This window comes from Kitasatospora sp. NPDC057936, from assembly GCF_042887525.1.
Lineage (GTDB): Bacteria > Actinomycetota > Actinomycetes > Streptomycetales > Streptomycetaceae > Kitasatospora.
Map to the genome: position 1 here is coordinate 84,765 of NZ_JBHVPD010000017.1, position 20,267 is coordinate 105,031.

20 protein-coding genes are annotated in these 20,267 nt (G+C 73.3%); 8 read left to right on the plus strand and 12 right to left on the minus strand.

Annotated elements, in window-relative coordinates; translation table 11 throughout:
- Window positions 1-44: 44 nt before the first annotated feature.
- Window positions 45-488: an SSI family serine proteinase inhibitor gene (locus tag ACFVU9_RS12170; RefSeq protein WP_387592649.1), complete on the minus strand. Its 444-nt coding sequence runs from the start codon at window positions 486-488 to the stop codon at window positions 45-47.
- 100 nt (window positions 489-588) lie between these two features.
- Window positions 589-972, minus strand: coding sequence for a DUF4190 domain-containing protein (locus ACFVU9_RS12175; protein ID WP_387592652.1), 384 nt, complete (start codon window positions 970-972; stop codon window positions 589-591).
- Window positions 973-1,094: 122 nt separating this feature from the next.
- On the opposite strand from ACFVU9_RS12175, the gene ACFVU9_RS12180 reads away from it, so the two are divergent.
- The 3 genes from ACFVU9_RS12180 (at window position 1,095) to ACFVU9_RS12190 (ending at window position 4,308) form a co-directional block, all read left to right on the plus strand.
- Window positions 1,095-2,366 carry a sensor histidine kinase gene (locus tag ACFVU9_RS12180; protein ID WP_387592655.1) on the plus strand — a complete coding sequence of 424 codons (1,272 nt, stop codon included), beginning with the start codon at window positions 1,095-1,097 and terminating at the stop codon, window positions 2,364-2,366.
- Entirely contained in the window at window positions 2,363-3,088 is a 726-nt protein-coding gene (locus ACFVU9_RS12185; RefSeq protein ID WP_387592658.1) for a response regulator, read from the plus strand. The genes ACFVU9_RS12180 and ACFVU9_RS12185 overlap by 4 nt, the downstream gene beginning before the upstream one ends.
- 101 nt (window positions 3,089-3,189) lie before the next feature.
- The gene (locus tag ACFVU9_RS12190) at window positions 3,190-4,308 is read left to right on the plus strand and encodes an alpha/beta hydrolase (protein ID WP_387592661.1); all 1,119 of its coding nucleotides are present in this window, start codon (window positions 3,190-3,192) and stop codon (window positions 4,306-4,308) included.
- Window positions 4,309-4,322: 14 nt separating this feature from the next.
- Here the strand turns inward: ACFVU9_RS12190 and ACFVU9_RS12195 are convergent, their stop codons facing one another.
- Window positions 4,323-5,141, minus strand: a complete 819-nt coding sequence (locus tag ACFVU9_RS12195; protein WP_387592664.1) for an SAM-dependent methyltransferase — start codon at window positions 5,139-5,141, stop codon at window positions 4,323-4,325.
- Window positions 5,142-5,358: 217 nt separating this feature from the next.
- Here ACFVU9_RS12195 and ACFVU9_RS12200 point away from each other — a divergent pair, with 217 nt between their 5' ends.
- Window positions 5,359-5,937, plus strand: coding sequence for a sigma factor-like helix-turn-helix DNA-binding protein (locus ACFVU9_RS12200; RefSeq protein WP_380435382.1), 579 nt, complete (start codon window positions 5,359-5,361; stop codon window positions 5,935-5,937).
- Window positions 5,934-6,614: a hypothetical protein gene (locus ACFVU9_RS12205; RefSeq protein ID WP_387592667.1), complete on the plus strand. Its 681-nt coding sequence runs from the start codon at window positions 5,934-5,936 to the stop codon at window positions 6,612-6,614. Before ACFVU9_RS12200 ends, ACFVU9_RS12205 begins: the two co-directional genes overlap by 4 nt.
- Window positions 6,615-6,695: 81 nt before the next feature.
- Here the strand turns inward: ACFVU9_RS12205 and ACFVU9_RS12210 are convergent, their stop codons facing one another.
- From ACFVU9_RS12210 to ACFVU9_RS12220, 3 genes are all read right to left on the minus strand, one after another.
- Window positions 6,696-7,094, minus strand: a complete 399-nt coding sequence (locus ACFVU9_RS12210) for a hypothetical protein (protein WP_380435384.1) — start codon at window positions 7,092-7,094, stop codon at window positions 6,696-6,698.
- 232 nt (window positions 7,095-7,326) lie between these two features.
- Complete coding sequence (locus ACFVU9_RS12215) at window positions 7,327-8,346, minus strand: AraC family transcriptional regulator (protein ID WP_380490616.1); 1,020 nt, start codon at window positions 8,344-8,346, stop codon at window positions 7,327-7,329.
- A 215-nt stretch (window positions 8,347-8,561) separates the two neighbouring features.
- Window positions 8,562-10,193 carry an alpha/beta hydrolase gene (locus tag ACFVU9_RS12220; RefSeq protein ID WP_387592671.1) on the minus strand — a complete coding sequence of 544 codons (1,632 nt, stop codon included), beginning with the start codon at window positions 10,191-10,193 and terminating at the stop codon, window positions 8,562-8,564.
- Between the two features lie 193 nt (window positions 10,194-10,386).
- Here ACFVU9_RS12220 and ACFVU9_RS12225 point away from each other — a divergent pair, with 193 nt between their 5' ends.
- Window positions 10,387-11,748, plus strand: coding sequence for an MFS transporter (locus ACFVU9_RS12225; protein ID WP_380490621.1), 1,362 nt, complete (start codon window positions 10,387-10,389; stop codon window positions 11,746-11,748).
- A gap of 55 nt (window positions 11,749-11,803) precedes the next feature.
- A complete protein-coding gene (locus tag ACFVU9_RS12230) occupies window positions 11,804-12,667 on the plus strand; it encodes an SAM-dependent methyltransferase (protein ID WP_387592674.1) in 864 nt (287 codons plus the stop codon).
- Between the two features lie 127 nt (window positions 12,668-12,794).
- On the opposite strand, the gene ACFVU9_RS12235 is transcribed toward ACFVU9_RS12230, so the two are convergent.
- Window positions 12,795-13,271, minus strand: a complete 477-nt coding sequence (locus ACFVU9_RS12235) for an Imm21 family immunity protein (protein ID WP_387592676.1) — start codon at window positions 13,269-13,271, stop codon at window positions 12,795-12,797.
- Window positions 13,272-13,438: 167 nt separating this feature from the next.
- Between ACFVU9_RS12235 and ACFVU9_RS12240 the strand changes: the two genes are divergently transcribed.
- Complete coding sequence (locus ACFVU9_RS12240) at window positions 13,439-15,052, plus strand: purple acid phosphatase family protein (RefSeq protein WP_387592678.1); 1,614 nt, start codon at window positions 13,439-13,441, stop codon at window positions 15,050-15,052.
- A 149-nt stretch (window positions 15,053-15,201) separates the two neighbouring features.
- Here ACFVU9_RS12240 and ACFVU9_RS12245 read toward each other — a convergent pair whose 3' ends face one another.
- The 5 genes from ACFVU9_RS12245 to ACFVU9_RS12265 form a co-directional block, all read right to left on the minus strand.
- The gene (locus tag ACFVU9_RS12245) at window positions 15,202-16,611 is read right to left on the minus strand and encodes a cytochrome P450 (RefSeq protein ID WP_380490630.1); all 1,410 of its coding nucleotides are present in this window, start codon (window positions 16,609-16,611) and stop codon (window positions 15,202-15,204) included.
- Between the two features lie 137 nt (window positions 16,612-16,748).
- A complete protein-coding gene (locus tag ACFVU9_RS12250; protein WP_380435392.1) occupies window positions 16,749-17,363 on the minus strand; it encodes an ATP/GTP-binding protein in 615 nt (204 codons plus the stop codon).
- A complete protein-coding gene (locus tag ACFVU9_RS12255) occupies window positions 17,344-17,709 on the minus strand; it encodes a DUF742 domain-containing protein (protein WP_380435393.1) in 366 nt (121 codons plus the stop codon). Before ACFVU9_RS12255 ends, ACFVU9_RS12250 begins: the two co-directional genes overlap by 20 nt.
- Before the next feature lie 19 nt (window positions 17,710-17,728).
- Entirely contained in the window at window positions 17,729-18,136 is a 408-nt protein-coding gene (locus tag ACFVU9_RS12260) for a roadblock/LC7 domain-containing protein (protein WP_329925671.1), read from the minus strand.
- A complete protein-coding gene (locus tag ACFVU9_RS12265; protein ID WP_387592715.1) occupies window positions 18,133-19,827 on the minus strand; it encodes an ATP-binding protein in 1,695 nt (564 codons plus the stop codon). Before ACFVU9_RS12265 ends, ACFVU9_RS12260 begins: the two co-directional genes overlap by 4 nt.
- Window positions 19,828-20,267 lie beyond the last annotated feature (440 nt).

Here is a 20,267-nt window from a genome sequence, read left to right on the forward strand (position 1 = left end):
ACGGGCCCGAGCATGCCGCCCTTCGGCCCGTTCCACCAGCGGTTTTACGGGACCCACTCGGCGATGGGGGCCGAGAGGTCGAAGACCGCGCCCGTCTGGGCCTTCATCACGCAGTCGTTGCCGAAGGTCTTGCTGTACTCCACGTGCCGCCCGTTCCACGTGCCGTACGCCTTCGCGGTGACGGCGCTGTAGACCATCGGGCACAGGCCGTTCCGGTGGGCGATCCGGTCGATGTCGCCGTCGGCCGCCGCGAGGTCCCGGCAGGCCTGGGCGGCGTGGGGGTGGCCGGTCGCCGAGCCGTCGTCGGCGCAGTGCAGGGTGGTGCTGTCGCGGCCGATCAGCTGCTTGTCGTCCGAGCCGGCGAAGACCGCGACGTTCAGCCAGTTCGCCGTCGTCGTCCGGGCCTGCGCCGCCGTGGCCGGCGCGGCGAGGGCGAGCAGCGCGAGGGTCGCGGCGGCGGCAGCAGCGGTGGTGCGGGGCTTGGGCATGGGAGTGCTCCCTCGGGGACGGCGACCGGCCGGACGGACAACGACTCGCCCGCCCCCGGGGACACGGCCCCGGGGGCCACGGCACCAGGTCGGCGGCCGGTCAGTTCCCGGAGAGGTGTTGGCGTACGCACTCCGTGTACTGGTGGAAGCTGTCGGGCTGATAGCACGCCTGCGTCCGGTTGGCGTACCAGACGAAGAAGACTGCGACGAGGCCGGACACCACGATCGCGAGGGACGACGTCACCACGGCCGTGACGGCCGCGCCCCGGCCGGTGCCGGTCCGCCGGGCCTTCGGCAGCGCTGCGATGCCCAGGACCAGGCCGATCACGCCGAGCGGGCCGCCGATGAAGGCGACCGAGGTGAGCAGGCTCGCCGTGCCCAGCACCACGGCCGCCACGGCCAGGCCGTTCCTGGCGGGCGGGGTGTGGTGCAGGGGCGTCCCGGCGGCCCGGGTGTCGTGCGCGTTCAACAGGGGTTCTCCCATCAGGTGGATGGGACGATCCTGGTCCGCGGACCTCCCGGAGCACATCCCGGGAGAGCGGGAAAGGGCGCTCCCCCGATCGGGGGAGGCCCCCGGTGGATCACGACCGCGATACTGGTCAGATCATGATCAAGGGAATCCGGCCGCTCCTGAGCGGCTCCACGTACTCGGGTGCGCTGTTCGCCATCTGCGGTGCGGTGGTGAGCCTTCCGCTGCTGCCCCTCGCGATGCTCCCGGCGCTGGCGTGGCGGTCCGCTCCCTACGCGGCGCAGGTCGTCGTGACCCTGGTGGCCTGGGCCGCGCTCGTGGGCACGGTCGGGCTGGCACGCACGACGCGGCGGGTACTGGTCGCGTGCGCCCGGTGGGCGCTGAAGGTGCCGTTGCCGGATCCGGTGGTCATCCGTCGGCGCGCGGCCCCACCCGGCACGGGGACGAATCCTCCCGTGCCCGTCCCCGCCGATCGCCTCCGGACTCCGCTCTGGCTGCTGCTGCACGTGGCCCTCGGATGGATGGGGACGATGGTGAGCGGTCTCCTGCTCCTCGCCGCCCTCACCCTCCCGCTCGGCGCCGACGCGGGGCTGAGCCTCTTCGGCCGGACGGTGCGGGCGGACGGCGCCTGGTCGCGCGGGGTGGCGGCGCTCGTGTGCCTGCTGCTGGCGGCGGTGGGCTGCGTGACGGTGACGCAGGCGCTGCGGTGGCTCGCGCCGAGGCTGCTCGGGCCGTCACCGGCGGAACGGCTCGCGCTGGCGGCCGAGCGGGAACGGCGGCTGGCCGAACGCAACCGGCTCGCCCACGAGCTGCACGACTCGATCGGGCACACCCTGACGGCGGCGACGATCCAGGCGGCGGTGGCGGGCGAGGTGCTCGCCACCGACCCGGTGGCGGCGCGGGCCGCGCTGCGCGGCATCGAGGAGTCGGCCCGGTCGGCGCTGGAGGACCTGGACTACGTGCTGGGCGCGCTGCGCGAGGAGGCCGCGCCGACCGCCCCGACACGGACCCTGGCCGACCTGCCCGAGCTGCTCGAACGGCTGCGGCACGCGGGCGCGGTGGTGGAGCCGGAGCTCTCCGGCGAGTGGGCGCAGGTGAACGGGACGCTGTCCCGGGCGGCGTACCGGATCCTGCAGGAGGGTCTGACCAACGCGCTGCGGCACGGGGCCGGCGGTCCGGTCCGGGTCCGCGTGGCGGCGGCGCCGGGCGTACTGGAGCTCGGGGTGGTCAACCGGGTCGGTCCCGGGCCCAGGGGCGGGGCGGGCCGCCGGGCCTTCCCGACCTCCGGGCACGGCTTGCCCGGACTCGCGGAGCGCGTGCGGCTGCTGCACGGCGAGATGGAGTCCGGGCCGGCCGGACCGCAGCACTGGCGGCTCGCCGTCCGGCTGCCGGTACGCTCGTCGTCATGATCGCTTCGGACACCGGCACGCCTGCCCTGACCAGCGCCGATGTGAGCGCCCCCGCCCCCGCCGTCGCCCCCGTCGCCGTCCTGATCGCGGACGACGACGCGGTGACTCGCAGCGGTCTGCGCGTGCTCCTCTCGGCCCAGCAGGGGATCGCGGTCGTCGGGGAGGCCGCCGACGGTGTCGAAGCGGTCGAGGAGGCGCAGCGGCTGCGGCCGGACGTGGTCCTGATGGACGTGCGGATGCCGCGCCTCAACGGCATCGAGGCGACCAGGCGCCTGCTGGCCGGTCCGGAGGCAGCGCCGAAGGTCGTGGTGATCACCACCTTCGAGAACGACGGGTACGTCACCGCCGCGCTCAGTGCCGGGGCCTGCGGCTTCGTGCTCAAGCGGTTCCCGGTGCCCGAGATCGCGGAGGCGGTGCGGGTGGTCGCGGCCGGCGAGGCGATCGTCTTCCCGGCGGCCCTGCGGCAGATGGTCACCGCCCGCCCGCTGAACTCCGCCGAGGCGCTGCCCCGGGCGGCTCTGACGGACCGGGAGGAGGAGGTGCTGCGCCTCATGGCCACGGGTCTGTCCAACCCGGAGATCGCGGAGTCGTTCGGGGTGGGCCTGGAGACGGTGAAGACGCACGTCGGGAACGTGCTGACCAAGCTCGGTGCGCAGAACCGGACCCACGCGGTGGTGATCGCGTACGAATCGGGCCTGGTGGTGCCGGGATTCCCCGGCTGAGACGGCCTGATGGCGACCGGTCCGTCTCTCGCCGCCGAAGGTCTTCCAAGGCTTGATCCACGAGAGGCAACCGGACGCGCGTTCTCACCGTCAACAAGGGTGTGAAACTGACAGGCACGCCCTTCTTCGTCCTCTCGCTCGTCCTCGTCCCGCTCTCCATAGGCCTTCTGATGTACTTCTGGAACCGGGTGCGCGGGCCGCAGCCGCTCCGGTTCGGGGCGCGGTTCGGGATGGTGGTGTTCGCCCAGGTCACCGCCGTGACCCTGGTGTTCGTGATGGTGAACAACGACAACCACCTCTACGGCGGCTGGGACGACCTGCTCGGCACCGGCAACCACGTCCGGGCCGTGCCCGTGCCGCCCGCGGGGGACGCGACGGCGGCCGCGAACGCGCCCGGACAGCCCCGGGTGATCCAGCAGTTCGGGCCGGTGGACGACAAGGCCGTGCCGAAGGACGTGAAGACGACCGACCTGAAGGGCCGCGTCTCCGGCGTGGACGGCGAGGTCCTGGTCTGGACGCCGCCGCAGTACGACGACCCGGCCTACAAGGACAAGAAGTTCCCGGTCGTCGAACTGCTCGCCGGCTTCCCCGGCTCGTCGAGCGCCTGGTTCGGCAGCATGAACGTCTCCAAGCAGCTGGCGCCGCTGATGAAGTCCGGTCAGGTCGCGCCGTTCATCCTGGTCTCGCCGCGCGTCGTGCTGCTCCCCGGGCACGTCGACACCGGCTGCGCCGACGTGCCCGGCAAGGTCAACGCCGAGACCTGGCTGGCGCGTGACGTGCCGCAGATGGTCCTCGACAACTTCCGCGCCGAGCCCGGCCCGGAGAACTGGGCCGTGGCCGGCTACTCGGCGGGCGCGCACTGCGCGGCTCGGCTCGGCATCGCGCACTCGAACCGCTTCCACGCGGCCGTGAGCATGTCCGGCTACAACGACCCGATGGGCGAGAACGACTCGCTGACCGCCAAGGACGCGCACCTGCGGGAGGTCTCCAACCCGCTCTACATGCTGCAGCACGCGCAGACCCCGCCGGACGTCGCGCTGTACGTGACGGGCAAGAAGGGCGACGGCTACGAGGACGCGGTCGCGCTGCAGAAGGCCGCGAAGGCACCGACCGCCGTCACCCCGGTCGAGGTCAACGGGCCGCACCTGACGTCCACGTGGGAGCCGATGGTGCCGTCGGTGTTCGCGTGGCTGACCCAGGCCGTCGGGAAGACGGGCTGATCACCGGCCCGGGCTCAGGGCTTGACGGCGACGGCCGCGTAGGCGGAGACCTGCGCGTCCGTCGCCCCGCCCGGGCCGGCGCCGTCCTCGCCGCCCCCGCCGTCCTCGCCGGCGTCCGGGCGCCAGCGGTGGCTGGCGACGAGGCCCGGGTCGAGCAGCTGCCAGCCGTCGAAGAAGCCGGCGATCTCCTCCCGGGTGCGCATCCGTACCGCGGTCCCGGCGGCCTGGTAGACCTGCGCGGCGCGCTCGGTCTCGGCGGGGGCGAAGTCCGGAGTGCCGTGGCTGAGCACGAGCGCGCTGCCGGCGGGCATGGCCCGCTTGAGCCGCTCGACGATCGCGTGGGCGTCGTCCTCGCCCGGCACGAAGTGCAGCAGCGCGACCAGGCTGAGCGCCACCGGGCGGCCGAGGTCGAGGGTGTCGCGCAGTTCGGCCGAGCGCAGTATGGCCTCCGGTTCGCGGACGTCCGCCTGGACGTAGGCGGTGCGGCCCTGCGGGGTCGAGTGCAGCAGCGCCTGCGCGTGCGCGTACACGATCGGGTCGTTGTCGGCGTAGACGACGAGTGCCCGCGGATTCACTCGTTGGGCTACTTCGTGCAGGTTGGGCGAGGTCGGGATGCCGGTGCCGACGTCGAGGAACTGGTCGATGCCGCGGTCCGCGAGCAGCCGGGTCGAGCGGTGCATGAACGCCCGGTTGGCGCGGGCGGCGGTGCGGGCCCACGGGAAGACGGCCATCGCCCGCCCGGCCGCCTCGCGGTCGGGCGCGAAGTTGGTGGTGCCGCCGAGGAAGTAGTCGTACATCCGGGCCGAATGCGCCCGGTACAGCTGCAGATCCACCTCGGCACCGTCACTGCCCGTCCCCACGGCTCCCCCTTCGCCACGACGCCCGGGGCCCAAGAATAGGTGAGGAACCGTCAGTTCCGTCCGTAGTCCTACTTTTCCGTCCGCTCCGCCGGATCCGCGCGCCGCCATTGCACGACGAGCCCCCCGATGCGCTTGCATGTGTCACGGGGGCGCGCACGTTCCCCTTCGACCACACGGGAAGGTCCACGGCATGACCATCAACCGGGGCGCCCGCTTGAGACTCACCTTCGACGCCTTCTGCGGCACCCACGAGCCCGCCTGGATCGCGTTCGCCCGCACCCAGGTCGGCCCGCAGGGCGACGCGGCCGCCCTCGTGGTCCGCCGCACCCGGGAGCACCTGCACCGCAACTGGGCGCTCGCGCTGCGCCAGGAGGTCCCGGCCGCCTACGCCTGGCGCCTGCTCAAGGAGCACCTCGCCGCCTGGCTCGCCGCGCAGGGCGAACCGGCCGCCGTCCAGACGGCCGCGATGGACGCCGCGATCGGCCGCTTCTGCCACCGGGCCGGCCTGCGCCCGGAGACCCTCGCCGAACAGCTCGCACTGCTCGGCGCGGTCCTGGCCCTGCCCGAGCGCCAGCGGGACGCCGTCGTCCTCGCCTACTGCCTCGGCCTGGCGGACGAGGAGGCCGCCGCCTACCTCGGCATCCCGCCCGCGACGCTGCGCGCGCACCGCCGCCAGGCCCACCGCCGCATCGCGCGGGCGGTGGGGCGGCCGGACTTCGCGTCGGGGCGGCTCGTGGTACTGGAAGCATGTCAAGGGGAGGAACGATGACGGGGGCGGCGTACGGACGACTACTGGGCTGGGTGGACGGGGGCAGGCACGAAGGGGCCCGGCACGTCACGGTCGTCCCGTGCGCGCTGGCCGCCTCGCCGTCCCTGTCGGACCGCGTGACGGCCGCGCCCGCGCCGTTCCCGTCCGAGCACGAACAGGCCGCCCACGAGCTGGACCTGGCCACCGCGCTGGTGCTCGGCGCGCCGCAGGCCGGCCGCTCGCTGGACCTGCTGGTGAACAGTCACCGCATCCACCCCGAGGGCGCGCTGGTCTTCGGGTGCCTGCTGGCCGTCACCGGCCGGGACGACCCGGCCCAGTTCTGGTGGCAGTTCGCCGCCGGCTCGGGCAGCTCCACCGCCGCGTACCTGCTGCACCTGCACCACCTGCGGCTGGGGGAGCCCCGGGACGCCGCCTACTGGCGGGACCAGGCGGAGCGCCTCGCGGCCGCCCCGCGCCGCAAGCACCGTCCTCTCCGGGCCACCGAGCCGCTGTTCCCGGACGACGTGCGCCACGACATCCTCGCCCGCTGCCACGAGGGACTCCACCCGAAGCTGCCGACCGCCCTGGAGGCGGCGATCAACCGCCTCACCGTCACCTCCGACGACGAGGACTACGGCGAGATCCCGCAGCCCCGCTCGGCCCTCGTCTCGGAACTGGCCGCCCCGGAACGGGCGTAGCGCCGGGGCAGTAGTGAGAGCCCGTGCCGCCCCCCCGCGACGGGAGGGGCGGCACGGGCCGGGCGAGCATCCGTCAGCGGGTCAGCACTGGCGCAGGCCCGGCGCCGGGTCGGAGGAGGTGAAGACGTCGACGGCGGGGACGTTGCCCCACGGGCCCTGGTCGGTCTGGGTCCAGTACCAGATGTCGTTTCCGCCGGGGTGGGTGTCGCCGTGGCCCCAGCAGTCGAACCAGTTGTAGCCGCCCACCAGGGTGCCGCGGGTCGCGGAGCGGTAGGAGCGGTCGGCGAAGGCCCGGGCGCCGGCGTTGTTGCCGCACCACAGCCTGCCGTCGCCGTGCACGCTGCAGTCGGCGGTGACGGCCGGCCTGGCGGAGGCCTCCCGCATGCCGGGCGCCGCGCCGGCGCTCGGGGCGGTGGCGACGAGGCCGGCGGTGAGGACGAGGACGGCGAGAGCGCCGGGGACCTTACGACTCATCGGCATGGGGCATCCCTTTCTGGACAGCGGGCCTTGCTGGACAACGGGCTGTGCCGGACGACGGGTCGTGCCGGACGACGGGCCGTGCCGCGCCGAGGAGTTGCGCACGAACGACCGACGGCGCACTGCGGCCTTTCCCGTGAGGCAAGGCTTACCTGGCCGGGTCCGGGCGGGCTATCCATCCGCGGCCGCTCCGCCGCTGCCGTGGATGGATAGTGCCCCGCCGGGCGCGGACGGTCTAATGGATGCGTTCTCGCGGGGGCCGGTTCTCGCGCAGGACCGCCGACGGCGTCCGTCCGTACGTCTTGCGGTACGTCTCGGCGAAGCGGCCCAGGTGTGTGAAGCCCCAGCGCAGGGCGACCTCGGTCACGGTGCTCGCGGTGGCCTCCCCACGGGCCATCGCGAGCAGGTCGCGGTGGGCCGCCTCCAGCCGGACGTTCCGCAGGTGGGCGAGCGGGGTCGTGCCGAGCCGGCTGCGGAAGCCGGCCCGCAGGCTGCGCACGCTGACCCGGGCGGCCACGGCCATGTCGGCGACCGAGATCGGTTCGTGCGCGTGGTCGCTGCAGTAGGCGAGGGCGCGGCCGACGGCTCCGGCGGGTGCCGCGCGGTCCGGGCCCGACCAGGGGCTGATCCGGTGCGGCTGGGCGTCCAGGAGGCCGTGGACCAGCAGCTGTTCGAAGTGTCCGCGCGCGAGCGGTGAGGCGTCGAGCAGGCCGGACTCGGCGGAGCGGGTGAAGCTCTGCACGGTGCTCAGCCACGCGGCGACGGTGCCCGAGCCGGTGTCGAGCACCGGGTCGAAGCGGGTGATGCCCGATGGCGTGTCGCCGAGCCGGACGGCCAGGGCGTCGTCGAGGGCCTGGCGGGTGATCAGGACGACGCGGTTGAGGCTGTCGCCGTTCCAGGCCATGGCGAGCCGCTGGCCGGGCCCGGCGATGCTGAGCGTCGTGGGCAGTTCGGTGCCGTCGACGGTGACGGTGCCGTGGCCGGCGAGCGGGATGTGGACGTTGTAGAACCTGGCCAGTTCGCCCGGGTCGATCTCCACGGCGGTGCCGTACCCGAGGTCGTAGACCGAGACGGGCCCGGCCCAGATCCGGCGGAACTGGCCGTCGGCGCGCCGGTCGTGGTCGACGACGCGCAGGCGGTGGGGCGAGAAGTGGGCGCTGACCAGGGCGTGGAGTTCTTCGACGTCTCCGCCCTGGTAGAGCAGGCCCGCACGGGCGTCGTCGGCGTGCGGGCCGGGATCGAAGTCAGCTGGCATGGCCCCCCGGCCTTCTCTGGTGGAATATCAGGTGTCACCTGGGTCGTTGAAAGTTGTTGGATCGGCCCACAATAGCGTGCACATGACAGATCGTTCCCGGGGGCGGGGATGAGAAAAGCCTGGGAGGTGCCGCGATGCGCGGCACCTCCCAGGTCGTGGGGTGTCAGTCCGTCAGCCGGTCAACCCGTCAGTCCGTCAGCCGGTCGGCCGGCCGGTCAGCCGGCCGATGCGTACGTCGGGCAGCGCGTCCCGGCGGCCGGGACGGTGCCGTCCACCAGGAAGGCGTCGACGGCGGTCCGGATGCAGCTGCTCGCGCCGTACCCGGTGTGCCCCTCGCCCTCGCGGGTCAGCAGGACGGCGTTGCCCAGCTCGGAGGTGAGCTTCTCCGCCCACGCGTACGGCGTGGCCGGGTCGCCGGTGGAGCCGACGACGACGATCGGGTTGGTGGCGGCCGACTTGACCGCGTGCGGCTTCTCGGCGGAGGCGGCCGGCCAGGTGCGGCAGTCCGGGTCGAACAGGGCGGCCGCCGGGTTGTGCTTGCTGACCAGCGGCGCCTTGGTCGCGAGGTCGGCGAGCGCGGCCTGGAGCTGGTCGGCGGGCGGGGTGTTCGTCGCGCCGTCGGCGCAGTGGATCGCGGTGTACGCGTCGGCCGAGGCCTTGTAGTGCCCGTCCTTGTCGCGGCCGGAGGCGCCGTCGGCGAGCTGGTAGAGGTAGTCGCCCTTGCCGCGCATCGCGGCCTTGATGATCTCGCGCAGCGGCTTCCAGTCCCGCTCGCCGCCGTACAGGTTGTCGAGCACGCCGTTCCAGGCGGCCGTGGCGGTGAGGGTGCGGCCGTCGGAGGTGGTGAGCGGCTTGTCCTTGAGGCCGTCGAGGAAGTCGGCGAGCTTCTGCGGGGCCCGGTCGGGGTCCTGGCCGAGCGGGCAGCCGTCCTTGCCGGCGCAGTCGGCGGCGAAGGCCTTGAGGGCGCGCTCGAAGCCGGCCTGCTGCTCGACGTTGTGCTGCACGAGGCTGGTGGACGGCGAGGTGGCGCCGTCGAGCACCAGGTGGCCGACGCGGTCCGGGAACTCCTCGGCGTAGAGCGAGCCGAGGTAGGTGCCGTAGGACATGCCCAGGTAGTTGAGCTTCTGGTCGCCGAGGGCCGCGCGCAGGACGTCCATGTCGCGGGCGGTGTTGCGGGTGCCGACGTACGGCAGGACGCTCGCGTACTTCGCCTGGCAGGCGTCGGCGAGCGCCTTGCCGTGGTCGTCGCCGGGCTGGTCGGTGGTGAGCCAGCCGTCGCGGGCGTGGTCGTCCAGGCAGTTGATCGGGCTGGTGGCGCCGGCGCCGCGGGGGTCGAAGCCGACCATGTCGAAGCGGTCGTGCAGCGTGGTGCCCTTGGACTGCTTGGCACCGGCCTTGACCATGTTCACCCCGGAGCCGCCCGGGCCGCCGGGGTTGAGGAGCAGCGAGCCGACGCGCTGGTCGGGCTTGCCGGCGGGGTCGCGGACGACGGCGACGTCGAGCGTGCCGGTGGCCGGGTTGGCGTAGTCGAGCGGCACCTTGAGGGTGGTGCACTGCAGGGCGGAGTCGTCCGTCGTGCCGGTTTTCGGGTCCGGCGGGCAGGCCGCCCAGGCGAGTTGCTGGCCGTAGAACGCCTTGAGCGCCGGGTCGGCGGCGCCGGTGGGCCTGGGCGTCGGGGTCGGCGTGGCGGTCGGCGTCGCCGCGGTGGTGGCGCTGGGTGAGGGCGTGCCGGAGGCGGCGGTGGTGCCGCCGCCCGAGCTCGTGCAGCCGGCGAGGAGTGCCGCACCGAGGGCGGCGGTGACGGCCACGGGCAGGGTGGCGCGTCGCGAGGGACGGAGGTTCTTCACGCGCACACACATATCATTCGCCTGCGACATCGATCGTACGGGGAGGGTCCTTCCCGCCCCCGGGTCCGCGGCAGAAGCCGGACAAAGGGCGACGAAGTGCGGCCCGCCACCGTTCGCATGCGGCCGGGAGGGCGCCGCGCCGGTTGTCGCGAACTCCATTCACAGCCTTGTCGATCAGTGGGACGCTGTGGCCATGACAGATCAGACCGCAGCCCTGCCGCTGCGCGACCCCGCACCGGCCGCGGGCGGACGGCGGCGTCAACTGGCCGCCGCCACCGTCGGATCGGTGGTCGAGTCCTTCGACTGGAACGTGTACGCCGTCCTCGCGCCGTACTTCGCGGCGGACCTCTTCGGCCACGGCAAGGGCGGCGTGAGCGGGCTGCTCGCGGCGTACGTCGGTTTCGCGGTCGGCTTCGTGGCGCGGCCGGTCGGCTCGTTCCTCATCGGCCGGCTGAGCGACGGCCGCGGGCGGCGCTTCGGCCTCACGCTCAGCATGTCGGTGATCGCCGCCGCCAGCCTCGGGATCGCGCTCCTGCCCGGACAGCAGACCATCGGTGTATGGGCGGCCGTCCTCGCCGTCGCCGCGCGCGTCGTCCAGGGGCTCGCCTTCGGCGGCGAGACGCCCACCGTCGCCGCGTACGTGACGGAGACCGCGCCGCCGCGCCACCGGTTCGCGTTCAGCTCGGTGTCGTACGGCGGCATCATCATCGGCTCGCTGATCTCGTACGGCGTCCTGGCCGTGCTGCTCCACACCCTCGGCAAGGAGGGGCTGAAGCACGGCGGTTGGCGCTGGGGCTTCGTCGTCGCGGCCGTGCTCGGCCTCGCCGCCGTGTGGGTGCGGCGGGCCGCGCCGGAGAGCGAGGAGTTCCACCGCGGCCGGGCCGGCGGGGAGAGCGGACGCCCCGGGTTCCTCGACACGGTGAGCCGCCACCGTTGGGCCGTGCTCACCGTCTTCCTGCACACCCTCGGCGGCACGATCGGCTACTACTTCGCGCTGGTCTACCTGCCGCAGTACGCCGCGGCCTACGGCGTCATCGGCAAGGAGGAGGCGGCCTCCTTCATGACGGTCGTCCTCGCCGTCGTCCTCGCCACCATGCTGCTCGGGGGCGTACTCGCCGACCGGGTGGGCCTGTTGCCGGTCATGCGGACCGCCTTCGCCCTCACCGTCGTGCTCGTGCTGCCGCTGCTCGCCGCCATGCGGCACGGCTGGCTGTCCTTCCAACTCGTGGCCGTCGTCCTGGGGATGCTCGTCGCCACCCAGCTCGGCACGCTCAACGTCTTCACCGGCATGCTGTTCCCGACCGCCGTGCGGGCCGTCGGCGTCGGCGTCGTCAACGCGGCCACCATCGCGGCGTTCGGCGGCACCTTCCCGCTGCTCGCCGAGTGGCTCAACGGCCACCACCGCCTCGGCGTGATCCCCTTCTACGTCACGCTCTGCTCGCTCGGGCCGCTGCTCGCGACCTTCACCGTCCTGCGCGTTCCCGCGTTCACCGCCGCGATCCGGAACTCCCGCCCCCGCACCGCAGGTGGTCGTGTACAGTCCGAAGCCGGCTGACGTTCGGTCATCTTCCGCAACCGAAACGGCCGAAGAGGTCATCCCGGGAGGAACCATGGCACAGCGCGACGAATCCGGCGACTGGCTCGGCCTGCGGGCGTCGGAGCAGCCGGCGGAGCCGCTGCCCTCGTTGGACCTGCGCACCGACCGCGCCCACCCCGCCCGGGTCTACGACTACCTGCTCGGCGGCAAGACCAACTTCCCGGTGGACCGCGAGGTCGGCGACCGCATCCTCACCGAGTGGCCCGGTTCGCGCACCGCCACCCGCGCGGCCCGGGCCGTCATGCACCGGATGACCCGCCACCTCGCCGAAACCCACGGCGTGCGCCAGTTCCTCGACGTCGGCACCGGCATCCCCACCGGGCCCAACCTGCACGAGGTCGCCCAGTCCGTCGACCCGACCAGCCGCATCGTCTACGTCGACAACGACCCGATCGTGCTCGCCCACTCCCGGGCCCTGCTCACCAGCGCGCCCGAGGGCCGCACCGCCTACGTCGAGGGCGACTTCCGCGACCCGGAGCACTTCCTGGCCGACCCGGCGGTCGCCGGCACGCTCGACTTCGACCGGCCGATCGCCCTGATGCTCGTCAACCTCGTGCACTTCCTCTCCGACGAGGCGGCGCACCCGCCCGTCCGCAAGCTCCTCGACGCCCTCCCGTCCGGCAGCTTCCTCGCCCTCACCGCCGGCACCGCCGACACGATCCCCGAGCTGGTGGCCATCGGTTCGAAGCGGTACTCCGAGGCCGGCATAGAGAACCACCTGCGCACGCGCGCCGGCGTGGAGCGCTTCTTCGACGGCCTGGAGCTCGACGACCCCGGCGTGACCCTGATCAACCGCTGGCGCCCCGAGCTCGACGACGAGCCCGCCCTCGCGGACCACGAGGTGTCGGCCTACGCGGGCGTGGCCCGCAAGCCGTGACGCCGGCCGGGCGCCCCGGTGTCCGTCGCCGGCCGGCTCTACCGCACGCCGGAGGGCGGAGTCACCGGCGCCCCGACGGTCCTACAGCTGCGCGAGGCCCTGGCGGAGGCCGCCGGCGGAGCCGGGGTCAGAGCCTGACCAGCCGCTCCAGCATGAACTGCTCCTCGGGCGAGACGTCGAGGAACAGCGACCGGACCACGTAGCGGCCCTCGGGAAGGTGCACCCGGATCGAGTCGGCCTCGGTGACGTCCTCGCCGGCCACCAGGCAGTCCACGAGCCGGTAGTCCCCGTCGAGCGAAACCTCGCAGGCGTCCTCCCAGCCGTCCGAGTCCATCGCCCGCTCCACCGCGCGCGCCAGCCCGAGGTCGTCCTCGGCCGTGTACCAGCGGGCGAACGTCAGGTGCTCGGCGAAGTAGGTCGCGGGGAGCGGCTCCCCGCCCAGGACCAACACGTCGCCGTGGCCCGGCAGGTCGACCCGCGAGACGTAGTCGCCGAAAGCGTTCACGGCCTCGGTGCCGTCCCACGAGGCGACGTACGGCTCCGGGCACAGGGCGTAGTAGCCGAAATCGGTCCCGTCGATCCACTTCAGCGCCGACCTGACCACTCGTTCTCCCGCTCTCCGTGCCTGATGAGGCGATCAAGGCTACCGGCGGATCCGCGGGGCCCTCCGGCCGGCCGCCGTGAATCGGGCGGGCTCACACCATCGCCATGACATGAACATGCGAGTAAAGTTCTGCGACACCAATGGCCCGGGTGACACAGGGGGAGTCCGTGAGCATCGCACGCAGACAGTTACTCAAGGGATCGTCGGCGGCCGGGGCCGCACTCGTCGCGGGCCTCGCCGCGCCGACGTCCGCCACGGCGGCGCCCACGCCGCTCCTGCAGTCCACCCCGCACCGGCTCGGGGCGCCGAGCGTGAGCGGGATCCACCTCCAGTTCGGCAACGACCCCTCCGGCGAGATGACCGTCTCCTGGATCACCCCGCAGTCCGTCCGCCGCCCCCACGTGCGGGTCGGCTCGCCGGACGGCGGACTCGGACGCGTCGTCGAGGCCGAGACGCGCACCTACCGGGACGCGCTCTCCAAGGACGAGGTGTACGTCCACCACGCCCGCCTCACCGGGCTGCGGGCCGCGACCACGTACCTGTACGCCGCCGGACACGACGGCGCCAACCCCGAGACGGGGTCCTTCACGACCGCGCCGCGCGGCCGGGCCGCCTTCACCTTCACCAGCTTCGGCGACCAGGGCACGCCCAACCTCCGCCGCAAGGTCGAGTTCCCCGACGGCGTCCCCTCCCCGCTCGGCAAGTACCCGGTGTACACCAGCAGCCAGATCGGATCCCCGGCCTCCGCCGACATCGTCGCCGCCGTCGAACGCGTCGGCCCGCTGTTCAACCTCGTCAACGGCGACCTCTGCTACGCCTCCTACAGCGGCCGGCACGGCCAGAGCCGCACCGGGACGTGGGCGGACTGGTTCATCTCCAACAGCCGCTCCACCCGGCTGCGCCCGTGGATGCCGTGCGCCGGGAACCACGAGACGGAGAGCGGGAACGGCCCGATCGGCGCCCTCGGCTACCAGACGTACTTCGACCTGCCCGAGTCCGCCGCCTCCGCCGACGAGGAGACGGCCGGCATGTGGTACGCGTTCACGGTCGGCGCGGTGCGCTTCATCAGCCTCGCCAACGAGGACGTCGCCATCCAGAACAGCAGCGAGATCTACCTGCGCGGCTACTCGGGCGGCGCCCAGGAGCGCTGGCTGGAACGCGAGTTGCGGGCCGCCAGGAACAGCCGGGCGATCGACTGGATCGTCGTCTGCATGCACCACCCGATGATCTCGACGTCCAAGCACGGCAGCGGCAGCGACCTCGGCATCCGCGAGGCCTGGGGCCCGCTGTTCGACGAGTACGGCGTGGACCTGGTGGTGAGCGGCCACGAGCACTACTACGAGCGCTCCCACCCCGTCCGCGGGACGCTCCCCAACGACGTCCGCACACCGGTCCCGTCCGGGACGGACCCCGACTTCGCCGACACCGACCACGGCACCGTCCACATGGTCATCGGCGCCGGCGGGAACGCCGCGACCACCCAGGACGACCTGTTCGAGACGAAGCAGGGCCGCGTCGTCGTCGCACTGGAGCCCAAACCGGCCCCGGGCGCCCCGTACCGCGAGTCGGTCTGGGTGACGGAGGACGCCCCGTGGGCCGCCGTCCAGGACCGCGAACACACCCACGGCTTCGCGGCCTTCGACGTCGACCCGGGCGACCGCCGCGGCGGCCGCACCCGGATGAAGGTCACCTACTACACCTTCGACGGCCCGCACGGCGACCTCACCCCGGTCGACACGTTCACCCTGGAACGCTCCCGCGCGGACGCCTGGGACGACTGAGGGCGCTGTCCGGTCGCCCGGTCCGCGCCCCGGCCCGTCACGCGGTCGGGGTCGCAGGCACGCAGGCGCGAAGTCGCCCGTGGGGGGAGACGCCGCCGATGCCTCTGCCCCCGGTGGCGGGCCGGGGGCAGAGGCATCGGCGGCGGAGGTCAGCGGCGGATGAACGCCGTCAGCCTGCTCCACCAACCGCCGCGCTGGTGCGGGATGGTGACGGCCACCGGTTCCGCTGCGACGGGCGGCTCAGGGGCGAGGGCCTCGACCTCCACCTCGGGCGTCGGCTCCGGCTCGGGAGCCGGCGCCTCCTCCAGGATCACCGGCGTGAACTCGACCGGGAGTTCGACGAGGTGGCGGGCCAGCCACGCCGACGTGTAGTCCAGGTCCTTCTCCTCCTCGGCGAGCCGCAGGTCCGGCAGCCGGGTGAGCAGGTGGTCGATGCTGGTCTCGGCGATGGCGCGGCCGATGTCCTGGCCGGGGCACTCGTGCGGGCCGCTGCCGAAGGACAGGTGGGAGCGGTTGCCGTGCAGCGGCGCGTTCCGGTCGGGCCGGACGACCGGGTCGAAGTTGCCCGCCGCGAGCCCGAGGAGGAGCAGGTCGCCCGCCTCGATCTGCTGCCCGCCGAGCTCGGTGTCCCCGGTGGCCCACCGGCCGGCCACCAGGATCATCGGCGGGGAGTCCCACAGCACCTGGTCGAGCGCCTCCGCGAGGGTCATGTGTCCGCCGGACAGGCTGGCGCGGAAGCGCGGGTCGGTGAGGACCATCTTCAGCGTGTCGGCGATCAGGTTGACGGTGGTCTCGTTGGCCGCCAGCAGCACGACCCGCAGGTGCTCCAGGACCTCGTCGTCGGTGAGCCCGGCCGGGTGCCGCATGAGCGAGGTGACCAGGTCGTCGCCCGGCTCGACGCGCTTGCGCTCGATGGCCCGGCGCAGGCTCGCGACGACGTACTCGTTGCTCTCGATCGCCGTCGCGGTGCCCCGCATGAGGTCGCGCGCCGCGTCGACCAGGCGCGGACCGTACTCGCGGGGCATGCCGAGCAGCTGCGTCAGGACCAGCATCGGCAGGTGTTCGGCGAACTGGCTGACCAGCTCGGCGTGCCCGGTGCGCCCGAAGTCCCGCACCATGGCGTCGACGAAGCCGATGACGTGCCGGCGGATGCCCCGGTGGTCGAAGCCGCCGAGCCCGTCGTTGAGGGCACCGCGCAGGCGCCGGTGCTCCTCGCCGTCCGCGAACACGCACAGCGGCTGCCACGCGACGACCGGCATGAGCGGCGAGTCCGCGCCGACCGTCCCGTCCTTGAACTTCGTCCACAGCCGTGAGTCGCGCGAGAAGAGCGAGGGCGTGCGCATCGCCGTGAGGTTCGCCGCGTGGCCGAGGATCAGCCAGGCCGGCACGTCGCCGTACAGCAGCACCGGCGCCACGTCGCCGTGCTCGGCGCGGAGCTTCTCGTACACCGCCCACGGGTCGGCCTCGGCCTCGGGCCCGTACAGGCGTCGCACGCCGTTCGGGCCGATCGGGCCGATCTCGGGGCGGCCGTGCGCGGGGCAGCCGGGCGGCGGGGCCACCGCGAGATCGTCGGGAAGTGCACTGTCGGAGTGCGGAGTTGTCACAGGGTCTCCGGGATCGGACGGGATCGGAACGGACAGGGAAGGTGGAACGGCCGGGCGGGCGGGGGAGGGGCCGGACCGGACGGGGCGGCGGCTCACGCCCGCTTCGCGGCGCAGTCGTACAGGTAGCGCATCAGGGCCATGAGGACGTCCCGGCAGGATTCGCGCCGCCGGGCGTCGCAGGTGACGATCGGCACGTCCCGCGGCAGGTCGAGGGCGGCCCGCAGCTCCTCGACCGGGTGCGCGGGCGAGTCCGGGAAGCCGTTGATCGCGACGACGAACGGCACGCCCCGGTCCTCCAGCCGCCCGATCACCTCGAAGCTGACCTCCAGCCGACGGGTGTCGACCAGCACCACCGCGCCGAGCGCGCCCTCGAACAGGCCGTTCCACAGGAACCAGAACCGCTCCTGCCCGGGGGTGCCGAACACGTACAGCACCAGTTCGTCGCTGATGCTGATCCGGCCGAAGTCCATCGCGACGGTCGTCTCGGTCTTGCGCTCGACCCCGGCGACGTCGTCGACGCCCTCGCCCTCCTGGGTCATCGTCTCCTCGGTGGTGAGCGGACGGATCTCGCTCACCGAACCGACCAGGGTCGTCTTGCCGACCCCGAAACCTCCGACGATCACGACCTTGACCGCCGAGGTCGCGGAGGCCGGCAGCAGGTCCGAGGCCGCCGGCCCGACCAGCGTGTCAGAGTCGCTGTAGTCCATGGATCACCGCCTCCAGGAGGGCACGGTCGGGGAAGTCCGCCGGGGGTACGGCGGCGCGGGCCTCGATCAGCTCGTCGTCGAGCAGGTCCGCCAGCAGCACGGTCACCACGCTCGTCGGCAGCCGCAGGTAGGCGGAGATCTCGGCGACGGACAGGGGTGAGGTGCACAGCCGCAGGATCGCCGCGTGCTCGGGCTGCATGCCGGGCCGCGGGTCCCTGCGGGTGACGATCAGGGTGACCAGGTCGAACGGGGTCGGCCCGGCCGGCCCGCTGCGCCCGCCCGTGATGACGTACAGGCGCTCCGGGTCGTCGTCGTCCCGGCGCCCGCCGGGGCCGGGGTCAGTCATGAGTCCACCTTTCGCTCGCTCATGCGACCTGCTCGCCCTTGCGCGGCGGCGTGGTCAGGTGCTCGCCGATCCGGGCGACGAGGTCGCGCATCTGCGAGCTCACCAGCCCGGCGTCGACGCCCTCGTCGGCGAGCACGGCGAGGTACGCGCGCGAGCCCGCCGCCATCATGTAGAAGAAGCCGCCGCTCACCTCGATCACGACCATCCGCATCCCGCCGTCCCCGTGCGGGAACTCGTGCGCCACCGCCGTCGCCAGGCTCTGCAGGCCGGCGCAGGCCGCCGCGAGACGGTCGGCGGCGTCCGGGTCGGTGCCGTACTGGGCCATCCGCAGGCCGTCCGAGGACAGGACGATCACGTGCCGGGCGTACGGGACGCTCAGCGCCAGGTCCTTGAGCATCCAGTCCATGTTGGTGCGCTGCTGAATCACTGCTCGCCTTTCCCTGCCGTGTTGTCTCTGGTCTGGTCGGCTCCGCCGGGGCGCTCGCCCGAACCGGGGGGCGACGCCTCGCCGTTGATGCCCTCCAGGAAGGCGGTGAGCCAGATGCCGGGCTGCACCGGCTCCTTGGCCGTCTCCTTGGGCTGCGGGGCCGGTCCCGCGGTGTCCCGCGCGGGCGCCGGGTAGCCGGTGCGGCCGAGCGTCTGGCGGTGGCGCCGGCGCTGGGGCAGCCCGTTGGCGCCGCGTTCGGTCACCACCGGCAGGTCGGCCATCGGTCCGGGCCCGTGCCCGTTCGCCCGTATCGGTCCGGCCGGCACGTGGCCCGATGTCATCGGGGCGGAGGACACCGGACCGGACGGGACCGGGCCGTTGGGCATCGGACCGGTGCCGGCCCACGGGGAGTTGGCGAAGGCCGGGCTGTTGACCGACAGCGGCGGCGGACCCCACGGCCGCGACGAGGACTTGGACCGCGGCTGGTTGGCCGGCAGCGGGCGCGGGCCGGAGATGGAGCCGATGCCGTGCGCGCGACCGGTGGCCGGCGCGGTGGTGATCAGCTCGCGCGGCACGACCAGCACCGCGCGGATGCCGCCGTACGCGGACGGGCGCAGCGTGACCTGGAAGCCGTACGCGCGGCACAGCCGCCCGACGACGGCCAGGCCGAGGCGCGGGGTCTCGCCGAGGTCGTTGAGGTCGAACTCGCCCTGCGCGTGCCGCAGGACCTCCTCGGCGCGGGCGTAGCCGTCCTCGCTGAGGCCGAGGCCGCCGTCCTCGATCTCGACCGCTATCCCGGTCTGCACCTCGGAGGCGGTGAGGTGCACGTGGGTGTGCGGCGGGGAGTAGCGGGTCGCGTTGTCGAGGAGCTCGGCGACCGCGTGGATGAGCGGTTCGACGCCGGGGCCGATGACGGCGACCTCGGGGGTGGGGTGCAGCGAGACGCGCTGGTACTCCAGGATGCGCGACATGCCGCCGCGCAGCACGCTGTAGAGCGCGACCGGGCGGCTCCACTGGCGGCCGGGGCGGGCGCCGGCGAGGACGGCGATGGAGTCGGCGAGGCGGCCGGTCAGGGCGTTGCCGTGGTCCAGGCGCAGCAGGTCGTCGAAGACGGCCGGGTCGTTGCCGTGCCGGTCCTCCATCTCGCGCAGGTCGCGGGCCTGGCGGTGGATGATCGCCTGGACGCGTCGGGCGATGTTCACGAAGGCGCGCTGGGAGGCCTCGCGCTGGGCGGTCTCCTCGTCGACGGCCCGCAGGACGCGGTGCAGCAGCTCGTCCCGGGCGGCCCGGTACTCGGGGCTGAGCATCGGGTCCCTGGACTCGTAGGCGTGCATCGCCGTGTCGACCGAGTTGGTCGCCTGGAGGCGGGCCAGCGCGGCGGGCAGCTCCTGCCGGGAGAGGGCGACCATGGTGGCGTCCTGCCGGAGCATCTTCTGGCGCAACTCGTCCGTCTGGCGGGCGTGTTCGCGGCGCAGGAGGGACAGCGCCCGGCCCCGGCGGCCCGCCTCGGCGGCCACCAGGGCCACCGCGGCCGTGGCGGCGATGCCGCTCCAGATCACCTCGGGGCGGGCGCCGGAGACCGCGATCGCCACGGCGGCCACCGCGGCGGCGGCGAGCACGGCCATGGGCAGCAGCCACCCGGGCGGGGGCGCGGTGGGCCGTCTGCCGGGGGACGATCCGGGTCGAAGCATCAGCATCCTCAAACGGTCGGAAGGGGACATCGGAAGGGGGTCGGGGGCGGTGGTCCGAGGCAGCATAGCCGGGTCTCGACATTTCTGAATGAAACTCAAAATTACTGTGGCAGTGCTGACTTGTGCGATCTTGCCGGACATGTCAGACATGTCGCACGGGTGCGCGACCGCTGGTGCCCGGTCCGGCCCCCGTCCCGCCGGGGCCGGCGCCCGCACCAGGTTTCTCGCCCCGGGGCGCTCGCACCGGCAACCCGCCCGGGATTCGCCCATGCGGAGGGTTTCTGCGCGAAGTGGCTTCCGGGGGACCGGAGTTCGTGCTATCGAGGGTCAAAAGTGCCGGAGCGGTCCCACTCGAAAGAGTGAGGTGTCGCGTGCGCACGCGAAGACGCCGCCGCGAGGAGGTGCCTCGCGACGGCGTCCGGCCGGATGTGGTGCGGGTT